Genomic DNA, 17,414 nt, shown 5'->3' with positions numbered 1-17,414 from the left:
GTAAAATAGTAAAAACAGTGGAGTACTTAAGGAGTGGAATGTATTGGATGTTTTTGTAGCGAGGCAGCCCATCTTAAATAAAAATCATGAGATTTATGCTTATGAGTTATTATATCGAGGCGATGATGGGCCTAACGCTCAACCTGTTAGTGGTGATGCTGCTACTTCTGATGTAATTATAAATAGCTTTTTTAATATCGGAATTGAACAGCTATCTGAAGGAAAGCTTTGCTTTATTAATTTCACTGAAAACATTTTAAAAAAAGAATTTCCGTCCCACCTATCTCCTGATAAGGTTGTCGTTGAAATTCTAGAAACGGTAAAATTAACATCTGAAGTCATAGAAATCTGTAAAAAACTAAGTAAAAAGGGATATCAAATTGCTTTGGATGATTTTATTTTACTGGAAGATGACTTGAATTTAGTAGAAATTCTTAAATATATTGATATTGTTAAAGTCGATATCCTAAACACTCCAAGACAAACACAAAAAAAGATACTCGAATTTTTAAAACCATTCAATGTAAAATTATTAGCTGAGAAGGTCGAAACAAGAGAAGTGTATGAGCAGTGCGTGAATGAGGGCTATATGTACTTTCAAGGTTATTATTTTAGCAAGCCGGTCATTATATCTAGTACAGACGTACCTGTATTTAACGGCGTTTTTTTAAATATCCTAACCGAACTATCCAAAGAAGAACCAAATATTGATCTAATTACACAAGCGATTGAGAAGGATGTTTCTCTATCTTATAAGTTATTAAGATTAATAAACTCTTCTGCTAGAACGGCACACAAAATAAAATCGTTAAAGCAAGCGATTGTTTTACTTGGGTTAAATGAAATTAAAAAGTGGATTTACTTTCTTTCTTTAAGTCAGTCGAATAACAGTCATTTCAAGGCACCGAAGGAGATCATTAAAATGTCGTTCATACGTGCCAAAGGAAGCGAACTAATCGCGATGAATGTTGGGAAATCACATGAGCATTCAAGCTATTTCTTAACAGGGATGTTTTCTTTAATTGATAGTCTTCTCCAAGTACCAATTGAAACTGTAATGAAGTCTCTTCCATTAGAAAAAGAAATATTAGATGCTTTGTTAGGAAAACAAAACCATCATAAAGATATATTGGACTTAACAATAGCAATTGAACAGGCTAAGTGGGAAGACATTGATAGAATAACCAGTAGAATTGGCATCACAAAAGAAAATGCATTTGAAATTCATGCAAACTCAATTAATTGGTCAAAAAATTTATTTGTCGTTGAATAAGAAGGTCTGAACAAAAGGATAACAAACTTTTGTTCAGGCCTCTTTTAGTATGCTTCATTCTTTTCCGATTTTTTCATTGATTGTACGAGACTTAAGTATCGGAGTTTGAAAGACTTATCACAACAGCCGATATATATAGTAATCGTATAATTGAACGGCTGTTAAAGGCGATATCCTCACAGTAAAGACGTTGACTAGGCCATTGTACAGGGGATAGTAACAACTTTTCTAAATTAATCTATACAGGAAAAATCCTTTCTTTAGTAGGTACTATGTTTCAATTTAAAAGTAGTTTATAATAGGATAAAATAACTATAAGTCTACATTTTAACCATTCCAACTAGTTGATTCAAGGAGGAGAGCAAATGAAGAAAGTGATTACAATAGGTGTGTTATCTCAATTTCTTAACAGCAGCTACCATACCGTAATTTTAGATGGTATACACCGTTCCGTTCAAAAAGTGGGAGGGCGTAGCATTGCCATTCAAACACATCGTACGGAAAAACAAGAATATGTCACGCCCCTAGCCTTCGATCAAGTGGATGGTTGGATTGTGTTAGTAGACGCCATTAATAGTGAATTTTTAGAGCGGCTAAAGGAAACAGGGAAACCGATTGTTTATATTTCATCTAATGCAGATAAAAATGAGACAACCGTTATACGTACCGATAATTTAAATGGAACGTATGCTGCGGTTACACATTTAATAAAAGAACATAACCATAAACAAATCGCTTTTACCGGTTGGTTAGAAAACCAAGATGTGTATTCTAGGTTCTTAGGATATAAAAAAGCGCTAGAAGAAAACAATATTCCCCTTAACCCAAGTTTGGTATTTTCAGTAAAAGACAATATAAAAAAATATGGTCGTAAGAGTGCTCAAAAAATAATGAAAAAAGGAATTGAATTTACAGCCATAATCGGAGGCTGTGATGCTACTGCTATTGGGTTAATGGAACAGTTTCAACAGGGTGGAATACGAATTCCAGAGGACATTGCAGTAGTAGGATTTGACGATCTTCCTCATGCTAGGACTTGCAATCCACCGCTAACAACTGTTCATGCTCCATTAGAGGAAATTGCTAATGCCGCAGTAGTTAAGGTGTTAGAACAATTGGAAGAGGATGTTCCATTTACAAACGTGTACGTATCGCCTAATCTAGCAATTCGAAAATCATGTGGTTGTAAACACGAAATGATAGAGGATGATTTCGATAGAGTTAATACCATACGGCATCTTGAAAATATAATACAAGTAAATATGGATATTAGTGAAAAGTTAATTAAAGCTAATCTAGAAGAAATAAAGTCGCTAGAATGGCTTAACTCTACAAATATTAAGTGGGGTTGTCTTGGGCTGTGGTCTCGAGAAGATCAAAAAAATGAGTTAGTCGTTGAACAAGTTTATAATAATCCAGACGATATCGTTTCTCCGTTAAATCAAACATTCCGTGTGGAAGATTTTCCACCTGTAAGTGCGTTATTGGACTCTAGCTTTACAAATGTAAATGATATCGTTACACTTCATCCAATTCGTACCGAAACACGTGATTGGGGGGTGCTTGCTTTAATAGGTCCAGTTGATCGAATCGGGTTATGGTATGACTATAGTGGAACGATGACTCACTCTTTTAATATTTTGGCATCAGCCATTGAACGAGAAGCAATGAATGAAGAGAAAAAGGAGCAAGAAAACAGGTATCGTCAAACGGCGGAACAACTTGAAATTGTTTCCCGAACTGTAAATGATGGAGTATGGGAAATTAATATCTTAACACAGACCATAAAATGGAATAGTAGATTTAATAATATTTTAAACATTGAAAAAAATATAAGTGAAGCACCTATTACGTATATACTTGATAAGATATCCCCTGAAGGAGTCGATAAGATTCACCGATTGTGGGATGTTTTAATATCTGAGAACAATAATACATTTGAAATAGAGTATCAAGCAAAAAAGGGAAGTTCTTATATTTGGTTATATTGTGTCGGTGAAATTGTGTTCGGAGAAGATGGTAACCCAAAAAGAGTGGTTGGTTCGATACGTGATATTACCGAGAGAAAAGAAAAAGAAGAACAAATTTCTTTTTTGGCATATCATGACCCTTTAACTGGGTTAGTAAACCGTTCGTATTTTTACGAACAACTAGAATCGGCTCTACATGAGGCAAAGGAATCTAAAGAGAAATTAGCTGTACTTCTTTTGGATTTAGACCGTTTTAAAAATATTAATGATACATTTGGGCATCAAATGGGTGACCAGCTATTATGTGATGTAACAGATAAAATAAAAAGGGTCACATCTGAAAATGTAACAATTTCAAGGCTTGGTGGGGACGAATTTATCTTCCTGTTGCCTACTTTTCAAAATGACCAAGATGTATATGACCTAGGCGATAATATTCTTCAAGTCTTACAAAAACCGTTTGCGATTGAAAGTTATGAAGTCATTGTTACAGGAAGCCTTGGTATTAGTATTTATCCGAATGATGGGAAAGATGCAAATACGTTGATTAAAAGTGCAGACATTGCAATGTACCGAGCTAAAAATGATGGCGGAGACCAGTATGAACTTTTTGCTCCTACGATGAAGGACCTCGTCTATGACCGTGTTACGATTGAAAATTATTTGCGAAAAGCGATTAAGCATAATCAATTTAAGTTGTATTACCAGCCTCAAGTGAATTTAGAAACAGGAAAGTTAACGGGATTGGAAGCGTTAATTCGTTGGGATTCACCGGAACTTGGATTAATTAGTCCTCAACAATTCATACCTTTAGCTGAAGAAACGGGATTAATTATTCCTATTGGAAACTGGGTCGTACAAGAGGCTTGTTCGCAAATGAGAAAATGGAAGGATAAAGGTTATAATCCAATTCAAATGTCAGTTAATATTTCTGGAAGACAATTCAAACAAGTTGATTTCGCAGAACGGATATTGGAAGAATTGAGGAAGGCTAACATAGATCCGCAGCTTCTATGTTTAGAAATTACCGAAAGTGTAGCGATTGGTGATATCGAATACAGTATAAAAACGTTAGAGGAATTGAAGAGTTTCGGAGTGAAAGTATCTTTAGATGATTTTGGAACAGGATTTTCTTCTTTGATGCTTTTGAAACGTCTGCCACTTAATATGGTAAAAATTGATAAAGTTTTTATTAATGATATGGTTCTAGATAATGACGTTGCAGCCATTGTGAAGGCGATTATTGATATGTCTCACTCAATTCGACTAAAAAATGTCGCTGAAGGTGTAGAAACAACAAAACAATTAAACCAGTTATTAGAGCAGGGTTGTGATATGTACCAAGGCTATCTTAAGAGCAAGCCTTTGCCAGCAAAGCAAATTGAACAATCCTTATTAGAAGTAGAGTGCTCGCCAGCATAACATAAAAAGAGGGCTGAGTAAAAGGGGAAATTCCCCTTTTGTCAGGCCTCTTTGTTTATAAATCGTAACGAAGTTATTAGAAAAGATTGCCTCTATTGCGTGTAAGTGGTATGATAAGGTTTGCAATAAAAAAATAAGACACAATGTTTACCAAATTCAATCTTGAATATTGGTATTTTTTTTAGGGCATTTTTATATATAGAGTAAGTAATGAAGGAGATGGTCGTAGTTGACTACATTTTACGAATTAAATTTAGATCACAAGATTGTTAAAGCAGTAACGGACATGGGATTTGAGGAAGCGACTCCTGTCCAAGAACAAACAATTCCTGCTGCGTTAAAAGGAAAAGATATTATAGGACAAGCTCAAACGGGTACTGGTAAAACAGCTGCATTTGGAATTCCACTGCTCCAAATGGTTAACATAGACGAGGATAAAACTCAAGGTGTTGTCTTAGCTCCAACTCGTGAGTTGGCCGTACAGGTAGCAGAAGAACTGAATAAGCTTGGTCATAATAAAGGCGTACGCACATTACCGATTTACGGAGGACAAGATATTCGTCGTCAAATAAAAGCACTTCAGAGAAGGCCACATGTTATCGTAGCTACTCCTGGACGTTTTATGGACCACATGAGAAGAAAAACAATTCGTCTAAACGATATCAAAATAGCTGTCTTAGATGAAGCTGACGAAATGTTAACAATGGGCTTTATTGAAGATATTGAAACAATTTTAAAAGAAATCCCACCTGAAAGACAAACATTGTTATTCTCGGCCACAATGCCTAAACCAATTGAAAAGTTAGCACAAAAATTTATGAAAGATCCTGAATTGATTGCTGTTAAATCAAAAGAATTAACAGTTCCTAACATAGGCCAAGAATATTTGGAAGTACCAGAGAAACAAAAATTCGATGTGCTTACAAGAATGTTAGATATTCATTCACCTGAGTTGGCAATTGTTTTTGGACGTACAAAAAGACGTGTTGATGAATTAGCTGAGGCTCTGTCTAAACGTGGGTACGATGCTGAAGGAATTCACGGTGATTTAAACCAAGCTAAACGTGATAGTGTTCTTCGTAAATTCAAAACCGGTACAATTGAAGTACTTGTTGCAACGGATGTGGCAGCACGTGGGTTAGATATTAGTGGAGTAACACATGTCTATAATTTTGATATTCCACAAGATCCTGAAAGCTATGTTCACCGAATTGGTCGAACAGGAAGAGCTGGAAAAACAGGACTTGCGATAACGTTCGTTACGCCAAGGGAGATAGATCATTTAAAGACGATAGAACGTGTGTCTAAAAGAAAGATAACAAGAGGTTCGGTTCCGTCATTTTCGGAAGCCATTGAAGGTCAACAACGGTTAACCGTGGAAAGACTGTTAGAAACGGTACAACAAAAAGAATTCAAAGCATACAGAGGTTTTGCTGAACAATTGCTAGAAGACAATGATTCAGTGACATTACTTGCTGCTGCGCTTAAGTTATTAACAAAAGAACCGAGCACAGAAGAAGTAAGATTAACAGCGGAAGCACCACTACGTTCGAAAAAAGGAAAATCTGGTGGTGGACAACAAAGAGACAGAGGCGGAGACAAAAAGTCTAACTTCCGACGCTCTTCAAGAAAGCCACAAGGCAAAGACACAAAACCAAAAGAATTCACGAAAAGAAAGAAAAAACAATACAAGAGCTAAATCTCAAAAGGTGTTTTTCCTTTTGAGATTTAGCGGACCATTGAGCGAAGCGATACAGGGTTTAAAGAAAAGCAGGGAGCACTTTCCTGCTTTTTGCGTATCGCGAAAGCCAATGGACAAAAAGTGTTTTTCCTTTTGAGATTTAGCGGACCATTGAGCGAAGCGATACAGGGTTTAAAGAAAAGCAGGGAGCACTTTCCTGCTTTTTGCGTATCGCGAAAGCCAATGGACAAAAAGTGTTTTTCCTTTTGAGATTTAGCGAATCATTGAGCAAAGCGATACAGGGTTTAAAGAAAAGCAGGGAGCCTTTTACATCTATAACCTAGATGTGAAGGCTCCTTTTGTTTTCTGGCGCTCACCAAAAGTCTCTCATCGCCTATATGAAAGCCCTAAAAGCATCTGAGAGTTCATCAAAAGTCGTTCATCCCCTGAATGAAAGCCCAAAAAGCATCTGAGAGTTCATCAAAAGTCGTTCATCGCCTGTATGAAAGCCCAAAAAGCATCTGTGAGTGCACCAAAAGTCTCTCATCGCCTATATGAAAGCCCAAAAAGCATCTGAGAGTTCATCAAAAGTCGTTCATCGCCTGTATGAAAGCCCAAAAAGCATCTGAGAATTCATCAAAAGTCGTTCATCGCTTATATGAAAGCCCAAAAAGCATCTGAGAGTTCATCAAAAGTCGTTCATCCCCTGAATGAAAGCCCAAAAAGCATCTGAGAGTTCATCAAAAGTCGTTCATCGCCTGTATGAAAGCCCAAAAAGCATCTGTGAGTGCACCAAAAGTCGTTCATCGCCTGTATGAAAGCCCAAAAAGCATCTGAGAGTGCACTAAAAGTCGTTCTTCACCTGTATGAAGGCCCATAAAGCATCTTGGAGTACACCAAGAGTCGTTCATCGCCTCGATGAACGACAACTTCCTCTTCTTTTCATAGTAGTTAATATACTTGTTCCTCATGTCTCTTCAGTTGTCCGAATACGATAGGATAAATAGCACAAGGAGTTGATAAAATGTATTCATATGCCCCTCAGTTTGCACATGGCATGCAAAACTACATTGTTCAAGAAGGAGATACGTTGCTTTCAATTGCTCAGTTTTATAATGTTTCCTTACCAATGCTTTATATGGCCAACTCTCATCTACAAGATGCACAACTTCAAAAAGGTGACCAACTAAAAATTCCATTACAAATCAATCAGCCAGTATGTGGTCCGAATATGTTACGTTATTGTATACGTGAGAATGATACGCTAGAAAGCATTGCGGATAAATTTGACACGTCTGTACAAATGCTTCAGCAAAGTAATCCTATCTTAGTCAATCAATTTTGGGTGGGAGAACTTCTCTGTATCCCTATTCATTGGGAGCAATATCATGATGACATGAACAGATTTACGTTTATGTACCCAGGTTTGCTAGAACCCCTGGAAAACGACGAGCAGGAATGGATACAGTTTGAAGGAGAAATTGGTTTTTTTCAAATATCCATTGTTGAAACTCAAACAGATTCTGATACACTACTGACAATGTATCAACACTATACAGCAAATGAAAAACAGTGGTTTGGTACCTCCCCGTTAGTTGAAAGTGTGGTGGTTCAAAACAAATCCGGCCTTATTATTTTGCCTTCAACGGACCAAAGAGAAGAGTATAGAGGCGTGGCTTGCTTGCTCCTTCCTTATGCTCCTCCCAACCATATAGAAAGTGAGGGGACATACTGGTTTGTGTGTTTTGCAAATAAAGAAATCATTTATTCAATAACAGGTAGTTTACAATACTTTTAGAAAAAGAGTATGATATGTATGGTCGAGAGGGTGGGACAAAAGGTAGTTTTATCGTTTGTCCCACCCTCTTCTACCAGTGGTAAAGCTGGAAAACGCAGTTTCATCTAACGAGAAATAGGTCGCGAAAATAGTATGTTAGATTATCTGACAAGAGTGGTTGAAAAACTTCCTGAAAGCTACTAAACTAATAACTAACAAGAGATGTTAATTAAATTTACAAGAAAAGGGAAGTGTTATAACATGAGTACAGCTTTATCTACACAAACTTTGGAGAGTATTAAAGAGACAATTGAAGCGAAGAACGTTGAGCTTTTACACCTACAATTTGTTGATATTGAAGGAACACTTAAGCACGTGACAGTAACTACAAGACAAATTGATGCAGTAGCAGAAGGAAAAATCATGTTTGATGGATCGTCTATCACAGGGTTTTCTCCAATCAACAAATCCGACCTTTACTTACAACCAGACTTAAGCACATTTGCAGTACTTCCATGGTCTGTAGAAGAAGGGTATTCAGAAGCCCGTTTCTTATGTAGTGTAAAAAATCCAGATGGCTCCGATTTTGAAGGAGACCCTCGTAACGTTCTAAAAAAAACCGTTGATAAAGCTAAAGAACAAGGATATGAAATTAGCGTAGGTCCTGAGTTGGAGTTCTTCTTATTTGAAACTGACGAAACAGGCCGTCCGACGTTACAAACACAAGATTTTGGTGGATATTTCGAACCATCTCCACATGATTATGGTGAAAAAGTACGTCTAGCAATCTATCGTACGTTAAAAGAAATGGGCTTTACAATTGAAGCATCTCACCATGAAGTGGCAAAAGGACAGCATGAGATTAACTTTAAATATGCGGATGCTTTAGGTGCTGCTGATTTAGCTACAACTTATAAATGGGTTGTAAAAACGGTAGCGAAGCAATTTGGATACCATGCATCATTCATGCCTAAACCAATTCAAGGTGAAAACGGAAGCGGAATGCACGTTAACATTTCACTATTTGATATTGAAAAACAAGAAAACACATTCTTTGATCCAAGTGATGAAAGACAATTATCTCAAAAAGCATACCAGTTCATCGCTGGTTTAATTGATAACGTAAAGAGCTTTGTTGCAGTAACGAACCCACTAGTAAACTCTTATAAGCGTTTAGTGCCTGGTTATGAAGCACCTTGTTATATTGCATGGTCTGCATCTAACCGTTCAGCATTAATTCGTATTCCAGCTACTCGTGGAGCAGGAACTCGAGTTGAAATTCGTTGTCCAGACCCATCTGCAAACCCTTATTTAGCATATGGAATCATTGCAGCAGCTGGTCTTGATGGAGTAAACAAGGAATTAACGCCTCCAGTTGAAGTAATCGATGATATCTTCAGCATGGATGCTGCGGAATTACAAGAGCGCGGTATTGAAAATCTTCCAGATAGCTTAGCAGCTGCGATTGCTGAATTTGAAGAAGGACGTATCGGTAAAGAAACTCTTGGTGAGCACGTATTTGGTGAGTACGTTGCATTAAAACGTAAAGAATGGGATAGCTTCCGTACAACTGTTCACGGTTGGGAAGTTGACGCATACCAAACGAAGTTCTAAAATGATAAGACTTAAAGAAGTCGTTGCTTATAGCAGCGGCTTTTTTGGTCACTTTTTTAGCTAAATGTAGTTAACCCTCTTCTCTACTTTAAGAATAATTGATTTAAGAAAAGTAAACAGTAAAGCTAGAACTACATAGGAGGGGTACAATGTCTAAGGAAATAAATTATCCAGCTGGACAACCAGCACAACACCAAAACCAGCAGCCTGGAATTGAGTCTGACATGAATCCAAAACCAATAGCAGAAGACCAAGATTATAAAGGTAGTGGAAAGCTAAACGGAAAAGTTGCTTTGATTACAGGTGGAGATAGTGGAATTGGAAGGGCTGTTGCCATTGCCTTTGCTAAAGAAGGAGCGAACGTGGCAATTAGTTATTTAAGTGAACAATCAGATGCAGAAGAAACGAAGAAACAAGTGGAAGAAGAAGGTGTGCAATGTTTACTTGTAAAAGGAGACATTGGTGATGAATCATTTTGTCAACAAGCCGTAGAAAATGTGGTATCAGCTTTTTCAAAAATAGATGTACTCGTAAACAATGCAGCTGAACAACATCCACAAAAGAAAATAGAAGATATTACAGCAGAACAATTAGAAAACACATTTAGAACGAATATTTTTTCAATGTTTTATTTAACAAAAGCAGTGTTGCCTCACTTCACGCAAGGGTGCACAATCATAAACACATCGTCAATTACAGCTTATAAGGGTCATAAAGAATTATTGGATTATTCATCAACGAAAGGAGCCGTTACTACATTTACTCGTTCTTTGGCGCTGTCGTTAGTTGATAAAGGAATTCGTGTGAATGGGGTTGCTCCAGGTCCTATTTGGACGCCGTTAATTCCTTCAACATTTGACGCGAAAACAGTAGAAAAATTCGGTACAAGTACCCCGATGAAGAGAGCTGGACAGCCAGAAGAATTAGCGGCTGCCTATGTTTATCTAGCTTGTGATGACTCCTCCTACATGACCGGTCAAATGCTCCACCTAAATGGGGGAGAAATAATTAACGGTTAATTGACTGAAAAAAGGTGTAAATATGTTTTGAAAAATGTATTGTATTTTTATTGTACGGGTGTTACTTTTCTTTTGTTAAGCGAATATGTAGGAAATAATGTAACATGAAAAAAACCAATAACATCAAGTGTTTAATAGAAACGACAAATTTCCATGAGTTTGTCGTTTTTTGTTGTTTTATGACAAGACGATAGATTTTTAAAGCGTTTACACTCATTTTTAACGGTGTTATCTTTTGGGGGAAAGATACAGAAAAAATATAAGAAAGGGAGCGATGAAATGAAAAAGGCAGTAAAGAGTATGTTTCTGATGATGTTCATTGCAGTAGTCATTAGTGGGTTAATTGCTTGCTCGTCAACAGAAAACAACAGTAGCCCACAAGAAAACAAAAAGAACGAAAGTCAAGAGAACAAGGAAACAACAGGTGAGGATGTAGAGTTGACAATGTGGTTATGGCCTGGAATGGGCTTTTCTGAGTTAGCAAAAGAGTATGAGGAACAACATCCAAATATTAAAATCACAATTCAAGAAGCGGAGTACCATGATAATCACCAAAATCTTATTACGAGTTTAGCCGCTGGTTCAGGGGCACCTGATATCGCTGCTGTTGACGAAGGTTATTTAGAAAGAATGAAAGAACATAGCCAACACTTTACCAATCTTTTAGATTTTGGCGCAGCGGATTTAAAAGGAGATTACTTAGAGTGGAAATGGCGTCAAGCTTCAAATGCAGATGAGTCATTTTTAATTGGAATTCCAACAGACGTTGGTCCGATGGCAATGGCATACCGAGTTGATATTTTCGAAGAAGCAGGGTTACCTACCAACCCAGATGAAGTGTCGGCCGCACTAAATACGTGGGATAGCTACCTTGAAGCAGGTAAAAAGGTGAAAGAAACGACAGGCGCATCCATGTTTAACCATATTATTGACCTTTTTCAAGTTATCCGAGAACAAGGGGAAAAGCAGTATTTTGAAAACGATAACACGTTAATTATTGAAGAGAGTGAACAAATTAAGAAGGCATGGGATTATGCGGTAAAAGCTCAAGACATTCATGCGAACATACAACGAGTCGATACCGAGTGGGGAGCAGCCCTTGCTAATGGAGATTATGCGACAGTATTCTTACCGCCTTGGATGTTACAAAATATTAAGAATGATGCTCCTGATACAAGTGGTCTGTGGAACATTGCCTTAATTCCTGAAGGTGCTGGTAACTGGGGGGGCTCGTTCTTAACAGTTCCTGACCAAAGTGAGAATGCAAAGGAAGCCTATGAGTTTATTACGTGGTTAATGTCACCAGAAAACCAACTAAGAATCTTTGAAAGTAATGGAAACTTTCCATCTGCTCCATCCGTCTATCAATCGGATGCAGTGCAAAACTTATCTGATGAATTCTTCAATCGAGAAGACTTAGGAGCGATTTTCTCAGAAAGTGCATTGCTTGTAGATTATGTATATCGTGCGCCTCATACGGCACCAATTAATCAAATCGTAGAAGAAGCCCTAATATCAATCGCCGATGGTCAAGCAACTCCAGAAGAAGCGTGGGAAACAGCGGTAGCGGAAGTAAAACGTCAAGTGAATCGATAGTGACAAAGGATACCTCTTTTTGCCTGCTACGTTAAATCAATTCGTGGCAGGCTTTTAACTAAATCCAATTGCTAAGAAATCATTGATAAAAATAGATATCAAGGAGTTAGGGGGGCGAATAATTTGCAAACTGAATTACAGCAGCACACAGGTAAAGCAAAGGGAAAAAGAAAGCACAATCAAAAGATAAAAGATCGAATTTCGGGTTATTTGTATGTATCTCCTTTTTTTATGTTGTTTGCTGTATTTGGAGTGTTTCCAATCTTATTTTCAGGATATTTATCGTTTCATAGATGGAGTATTCTTGGGGAGAAAGAATTTATAGGGTTTCAAAACTATATTGCAATTTTTACAGATGACCCTCTTTTTTGGAAATCAGTAGGGAATACATTTAGCATTTGGGCACTTTCTACGATTCCGCAATTGTTTATGGCTTTGGTGTTAGCGTTTATCATTAACCAAGCATTTTTAAAAGGAAAAGCGTTTTTTAGGCTTGCTATATTTATGCCTAACATCACTTCAATCGTTGCTGTAGCCATAGTTTTTTCGGCTATATTCGGAACTCATTACGGAATTATAAACTTTGTCCTTGGTTTCCTTGGTCTCGATCCAATTCATTGGAGTGGCTCTTATGTTGGGACACATATAGCTATTTCTTCTATGATTATGTGGCGTTGGGTTGGGTATAACACGGTCATTTATTTAGCTGCGTTACAAGGGATTTCAAAAGATTTATATGAAGCTGCAACGATAGATGGTGCTAGTAAAGTGCAACAGTTTTTTTATATTACGATTCCGTCTGTAAGGCCAATCATTATATTTACGGTCATGTTATCAACAATCAACGGGCTTCAAGTTTTTACTGAGCCATTGCTTTTTGGTACCGGAGGCCAAAACCAGGGACTGACAATGGTGCTTTACTTATTCCAGGAAGCCTTTCAAAGATTCTCTTTTGGATATGCAGCTGCAATAGCATGGGTTTTGTTCTTAATCATTATTTTGTTTACGATTTTAAACTACTGGATCACTAAAAAGATAAAATCAGCCCATTAGAAGGAGGTTTCAAATATGAAAGAAGTTGGTCAAAAAAAGATACCGCAACTACTAATATATCTATTTCTTTTTGCTACAACTGTGATATCTGTTTTTCCATTTTATTGGATGTTTGTTATCGCATCAAATACAACATCAGAAGTTAATAAATTTCCTCCAGCTGTTATTCCAGGCCGCAACTTTATTGAAAATGCACAACGAGTATTTGAGCGTATTGATTTCTTTGGATCTATGTTTAATACAATCATTATCGCTAGTACTGTAACTATAGGAGTGTTATTTTTTTGTTCCTTGGCGGGCTTTGCTTTTGCTAAGTTGAAGTTTGAAGGAAAAAACTTTCTCTTTCTATTACTTTTGCTTACACTTGCGGTTCCTCCTCAACTGGGGATTATACCGTTGTTTATGATTGTTAGTAGTTTCAATTGGGTGGATTCATTGAAAGCAGTGATTATCCCTAATTTAATCAGTGCCTTTGGTGTGTTTTGGATGAGACAATATATCATACAAACGATACCTGATGAAATTATCGAATCTGCGAGAATCGATGGGTGCGGAAACTTTCGAATCTATGCTAGCATCATTCTTCCGGTAATAAAACCAGCACTAGCCTTGTTGGGCATTGTTACGTTCTTTCATCAATGGAATGATTTCCTCTGGCCGTTAATTGTACTAAAGGACAATAAGGTTCATACCATCCAAATTGCACTACGAACATTAAATGATGTATACAATACAGACCATTCGTTGATTCTTGCAGGAGTGTTCCTCGCTACAATCCCAATACTCATCATGTTTATTCTTTTTAGTAAGCATTTTATAGCTGGGTTAACGGAAGGTGCTGTCAAGAACTAAACTCAAATCAATTGACTGCCTATGGTAAACTATATAAAAACAGTTTTACTTGCAGACGAGGTGTAATCTTCATGACAAAAGGCATACGTGCAGTTATTTTTGACTTAGATGGAGTCATAGCGGATACAGTTGAACTTCATTACGAGGCGACAAAGAGAGTTGCTGATGAAGTAAATCTTCCTTTTACAAGAGAAATAAACGAACGAATGCAAGGTAGAGGTAGAATGGAACTCATTGAGGAACTAGTCAAAGGAAGTAACCAAACATTTTCAGAGATTGAAAAGAAAGAACTTGGAAATAGGAAAAATAGATATTATCAAGAGCTAATCAGCAATCTAACAAAAGAAGATGTATTGCCTGGGATGTATGATTTTATTCAGAATGTAAAGGAACATTCTATTCCACTAGCCATAGCTTCTTCAAGTTCAAACGCCCTTTTAGTAATCAAGAACTTAGAGATAAAATCTTTTTTCGATTACATTGTTGATGTGAAAAAAATCAAGAAGATGAAGCCTGACCCTGAAATTATCCTTTATGCTGCTGACCGTCTAGGAGTTCCATATCAACAATGTGTTGCGATTGAAGACAGCGAAGCAGGAATGAAAGCAATCAAAAGCACACCGATGTTTTCGATTGGAATCGGGAGTAATACAGAAGTGAAACAAGCCGATTGGCATGTTCAAGATACAAAAGAAATTACGTATAAACAATTGGTCAATCGGTATGATATGAAACAATAGGACGCAGTTCAATTGAACTGTGTGTTTTTTTTGTAAAAGGGTGGGCAGTGGCTTCGCTCATCGCAATTAATAAAAGAACGGCTTCACCGTTTTTATTAACGAATGGTAAGTGCATATATGAGGCAAAGTAAGGGGGAATCGAAAAAGGAGGAAAAAGTCATGACATATGAAAGTAGAGAAGCAATTATCGGAAGTATGAGCAATAAATTAGATATGATTTTGAATACGTATGAATTAGAGGAAATTGGGATTTTTGAAGAACAAGGTGAAGGTAATGAATATTACATTGGTTATACTTTACGAAAAGATGATGAAATGTATATGATTCATACACCTTATGAAAAGAATGGAGAAGGGTTGTTACAACCCAAAAAGCAGGAGTGGACGATAGAACTGAATGATAGTGAGATTCATGGCATATCTTCGTTTGAGGAAGCTATGAAAAAGTTAGAAAGTGGGTTTGAGCATTAAATAGTGTGCAGGAAAGAGAGAACCTTTTGCCGAATGTACCTTACTTAGTTATAAAAACCATGGGGGTATCATCTTGAAGACAATTGGAGTTTTTTGTGGGTCCCGAGAAGGTGTAAACAGTCATTACATAAAAGATGCAAGACAATTAGGTTTGGAGTTGGCAAAGGATAATATCCGTTTAGTGTACGGCGGATCTAGTTCAGGTTTAATGGGAACAGTGTCAGATGCTGTAATGGAAAAAGGCGGAGAAGTAATAGGAGTCATCCCTAAAATTCTCATAAAGCAAGAAGTAGCTCATCATCACATTACGGACCTCCGTATTGTTGACTCAATGCATGAGAGGAAAGCAACAATGTATGAGTTGTCAGATGCTTTTATTGCTCTACCTGGGGGGATTGGAACTTTAGAAGAACTTGCAGAAGTTCTTACGTGGAGTGCAATCGGGCAACATAGCAAACCATTAGGATTCCTAAATACAGATGGCTATTATAACCCCTTATTAGACTTATTCGACCATATGGTCACGGAAGGTTTTCTCCTTGAAGAGATAAGAAACACGATAGTTGTATCAGATAAACCAGATGAACTCATTCGTTTATTAAAAAGTGTTTAACAACAAATTATTACATCAAGAGGGTGGTACAAAAGCGTAAAAAGAGTGCACTGAAAAAGTAATAGGTTCGGTTGATGGAGAGAAAACATTAAATATCATATTATTATTATTATTATTAGAGAGGCAATTCGCATAAGAATTAGCTTCTCTTTTTTCATTGATATATAAATGTTTTTGACAATTAAAGGTATAATTAGTGTTTCTAGAAAGATATGAAACCAAGGCAGTGTCTTTCTATTTTGGGAAGCCCTTTGGCGACAGTTCGTGGTGATGGCAAGAGTTATATTTACTCGAATTTCAACCCAAAGTATGCCCAGTTATCTCTGACTATTCTTAGAACGTAAAACCAATAATGGAAGCTTTGAAACCCCTGCTCAGCGATTGGGATTAACAGAGAAACAGTTTTCTTTGAATGAAATCATTTATTTAAGGTAGTTCGGTTAATCTCAAGCGATCTGTTTTTTTTTTTTTAGAAGGAATTGGAAATGTTATGTTGAAATGAACTTATAAGTTACAGAAATCTGTATTTAACAAAAGTAGTGAATTTATATATATATGGGGGTTCATATGAAAAAAATAATGATTACTATATTTATAATTTGTGTATTTTTAATACCTAAACAAAGCTATGCTTTGTCTTGTGTAGAGCCTTCTCCACCAGATGTTGCCTACAATGAATATGACGCTGTTATTATTGGAACAGTACAAAAAATAAAAGAAAATAACGGAATAAAAATGCTCACAATTAAAGTAGATAAGAGCTTTAAAGGTGTAGATAAAAAGATTATCGAAGTAGAAGAAGATTTTACTTGGGGAGAAAGTGAACTAAACTCTAGTTACTTATATTTCCTTAATGAAAATGGAGATAATTGGGTCCTTTCGCTGTGTTCTCCAACAACGAGCAACATTGATGCAGCAGATAAATATCTTTCTGATAAAGAAGCGATTCCTTTAAGTAACGTAATCGCAAATGAGAATGAGCCGAGCGATATTCTTGAAGAAGTTCAGGTAGAAGATGAAGGTGATACAAATAATGAAGAAAGTAATTCGCTGACCATAATTGTTCTAGTAGCAATAATTTTTATTCTTTCATTATTTACCATTTTAATAAGAAAAAGGATGAAAAAGTAGATGATAAAAACGCTTGGACTGTACCAAGCGTTTTTATGTGCAATATTAATGATAATTTCATTCTTTTTTTGACCGAATTTGCTGTTAAAATGTTCGCTAAATTACCAAAAATCAGCTTACTATTTTAACTTTTCTCTCCCTGAAGCGAACTCGTTATTAAAAAAGTTCGATTTTTAACTTTTACAGTGCACTCTTAAACCCT

Annotated in this window: 13 protein-coding genes; all 13 read left to right on the top strand. The window is 36.6% G+C overall.

Features of this window, described 5'->3' with window-relative positions:
* Positions 1-43: 43 nt before the first annotated feature.
* Positions 44-1,273 carry an EAL and HDOD domain-containing protein gene (locus BK585_RS21820; protein WP_078556273.1) on the top strand — a complete coding sequence of 410 codons (1,230 nt, stop codon included), beginning with the start codon at positions 44-46 and terminating at the stop codon, positions 1,271-1,273.
* A 365-nt stretch (positions 1,274-1,638) separates the two neighbouring features.
* Positions 1,639-4,665, top strand: a complete 3,027-nt coding sequence (locus tag BK585_RS21815; protein WP_078556271.1) for an EAL domain-containing protein — start codon at positions 1,639-1,641, stop codon at positions 4,663-4,665.
* 229 nt (positions 4,666-4,894) lie between these two features.
* A complete protein-coding gene (gene cshA / locus BK585_RS21810; RefSeq protein WP_078556269.1) occupies positions 4,895-6,364 on the top strand; it encodes a degradosome RNA helicase CshA in 1,470 nt (489 codons plus the stop codon).
* A 1,006-nt stretch (positions 6,365-7,370) separates the two neighbouring features.
* On the top strand, positions 7,371-8,144 hold the full coding sequence (locus BK585_RS21805) for a LysM peptidoglycan-binding domain-containing protein (protein WP_078556267.1): 774 nt from the start codon (positions 7,371-7,373) through the stop codon (positions 8,142-8,144).
* 240 nt (positions 8,145-8,384) lie between these two features.
* Positions 8,385-9,737, top strand: a complete 1,353-nt coding sequence (gene glnA / locus BK585_RS21800) for a type I glutamate--ammonia ligase (RefSeq protein ID WP_078556265.1) — start codon at positions 8,385-8,387, stop codon at positions 9,735-9,737.
* 149 nt (positions 9,738-9,886) lie between these two features.
* The gene (locus tag BK585_RS21795; protein WP_078556263.1) at positions 9,887-10,756 is read left to right on the top strand and encodes an SDR family oxidoreductase; all 870 of its coding nucleotides are present in this window, start codon (positions 9,887-9,889) and stop codon (positions 10,754-10,756) included.
* A 279-nt stretch (positions 10,757-11,035) separates the two neighbouring features.
* The gene (locus tag BK585_RS21790; RefSeq protein ID WP_078556261.1) at positions 11,036-12,352 is read left to right on the top strand and encodes an extracellular solute-binding protein; all 1,317 of its coding nucleotides are present in this window, start codon (positions 11,036-11,038) and stop codon (positions 12,350-12,352) included.
* 123 nt (positions 12,353-12,475) lie between these two features.
* Positions 12,476-13,405 carry a carbohydrate ABC transporter permease gene (locus BK585_RS21785; RefSeq protein WP_245805887.1) on the top strand — a complete coding sequence of 310 codons (930 nt, stop codon included), beginning with the start codon at positions 12,476-12,478 and terminating at the stop codon, positions 13,403-13,405.
* Between the two features lie 15 nt (positions 13,406-13,420).
* The gene (locus BK585_RS21780; RefSeq protein ID WP_078556259.1) at positions 13,421-14,257 is read left to right on the top strand and encodes a carbohydrate ABC transporter permease; all 837 of its coding nucleotides are present in this window, start codon (positions 13,421-13,423) and stop codon (positions 14,255-14,257) included.
* Positions 14,258-14,328: 71 nt separating this feature from the next.
* Positions 14,329-14,997, top strand: a complete 669-nt coding sequence (pgmB, locus tag BK585_RS21775; protein WP_078556257.1) for a beta-phosphoglucomutase — start codon at positions 14,329-14,331, stop codon at positions 14,995-14,997.
* Between the two features lie 159 nt (positions 14,998-15,156).
* Positions 15,157-15,468 carry a DUF5634 family protein gene (locus tag BK585_RS21770; protein ID WP_078556254.1) on the top strand — a complete coding sequence of 104 codons (312 nt, stop codon included), beginning with the start codon at positions 15,157-15,159 and terminating at the stop codon, positions 15,466-15,468.
* 73 nt (positions 15,469-15,541) lie between these two features.
* The gene (locus BK585_RS21765) at positions 15,542-16,081 is read left to right on the top strand and encodes an LOG family protein (protein ID WP_078556252.1); all 540 of its coding nucleotides are present in this window, start codon (positions 15,542-15,544) and stop codon (positions 16,079-16,081) included.
* A 567-nt stretch (positions 16,082-16,648) separates the two neighbouring features.
* Positions 16,649-17,212, top strand: a complete 564-nt coding sequence (locus BK585_RS21760; RefSeq protein WP_078556250.1) for a hypothetical protein — start codon at positions 16,649-16,651, stop codon at positions 17,210-17,212.
* Positions 17,213-17,414: the final 202 nt, after the last annotated feature.

It is taken from the genome of Bacillus alkalicellulosilyticus (assembly GCF_002019795.1).
GTDB lineage: Bacteria > Bacillota > Bacilli > Bacillales > Bacillaceae_F > Bacillus_AO > Bacillus_AO alkalicellulosilyticum.
The sequence above is the reverse complement of the archived record's forward strand: the minus strand, read 5'-3'. Positions and strand labels throughout refer to the sequence as shown.

Coding starts and splice junctions, on each gene's coding strand:
- glnA (WP_078556265.1), top strand. CDS start 8,385: ATGAGTACAGCTTTATCTACACAAACTTTGGAGAGTATTAAAGAGACA.
- BK585_RS21815 (WP_078556271.1), top strand. CDS start 1,639: ATGAAGAAAGTGATTACAATAGGTGTGTTATCTCAATTTCTTAACAGC.
- BK585_RS21770 (WP_078556254.1), top strand. CDS start 15,157: ATGACATATGAAAGTAGAGAAGCAATTATCGGAAGTATGAGCAATAAA.
- BK585_RS21780 (WP_078556259.1), top strand. CDS start 13,421: ATGAAAGAAGTTGGTCAAAAAAAGATACCGCAACTACTAATATATCTA.
- pgmB (WP_078556257.1), top strand. CDS start 14,329: ATGACAAAAGGCATACGTGCAGTTATTTTTGACTTAGATGGAGTCATA.
- BK585_RS21790 (WP_078556261.1), top strand. CDS start 11,036: ATGAAAAAGGCAGTAAAGAGTATGTTTCTGATGATGTTCATTGCAGTA.
- BK585_RS21760 (WP_078556250.1), top strand. CDS start 16,649: ATGAAAAAAATAATGATTACTATATTTATAATTTGTGTATTTTTAATA.
- BK585_RS21795 (WP_078556263.1), top strand. CDS start 9,887: ATGTCTAAGGAAATAAATTATCCAGCTGGACAACCAGCACAACACCAA.
- BK585_RS21805 (WP_078556267.1), top strand. CDS start 7,371: ATGTATTCATATGCCCCTCAGTTTGCACATGGCATGCAAAACTACATT.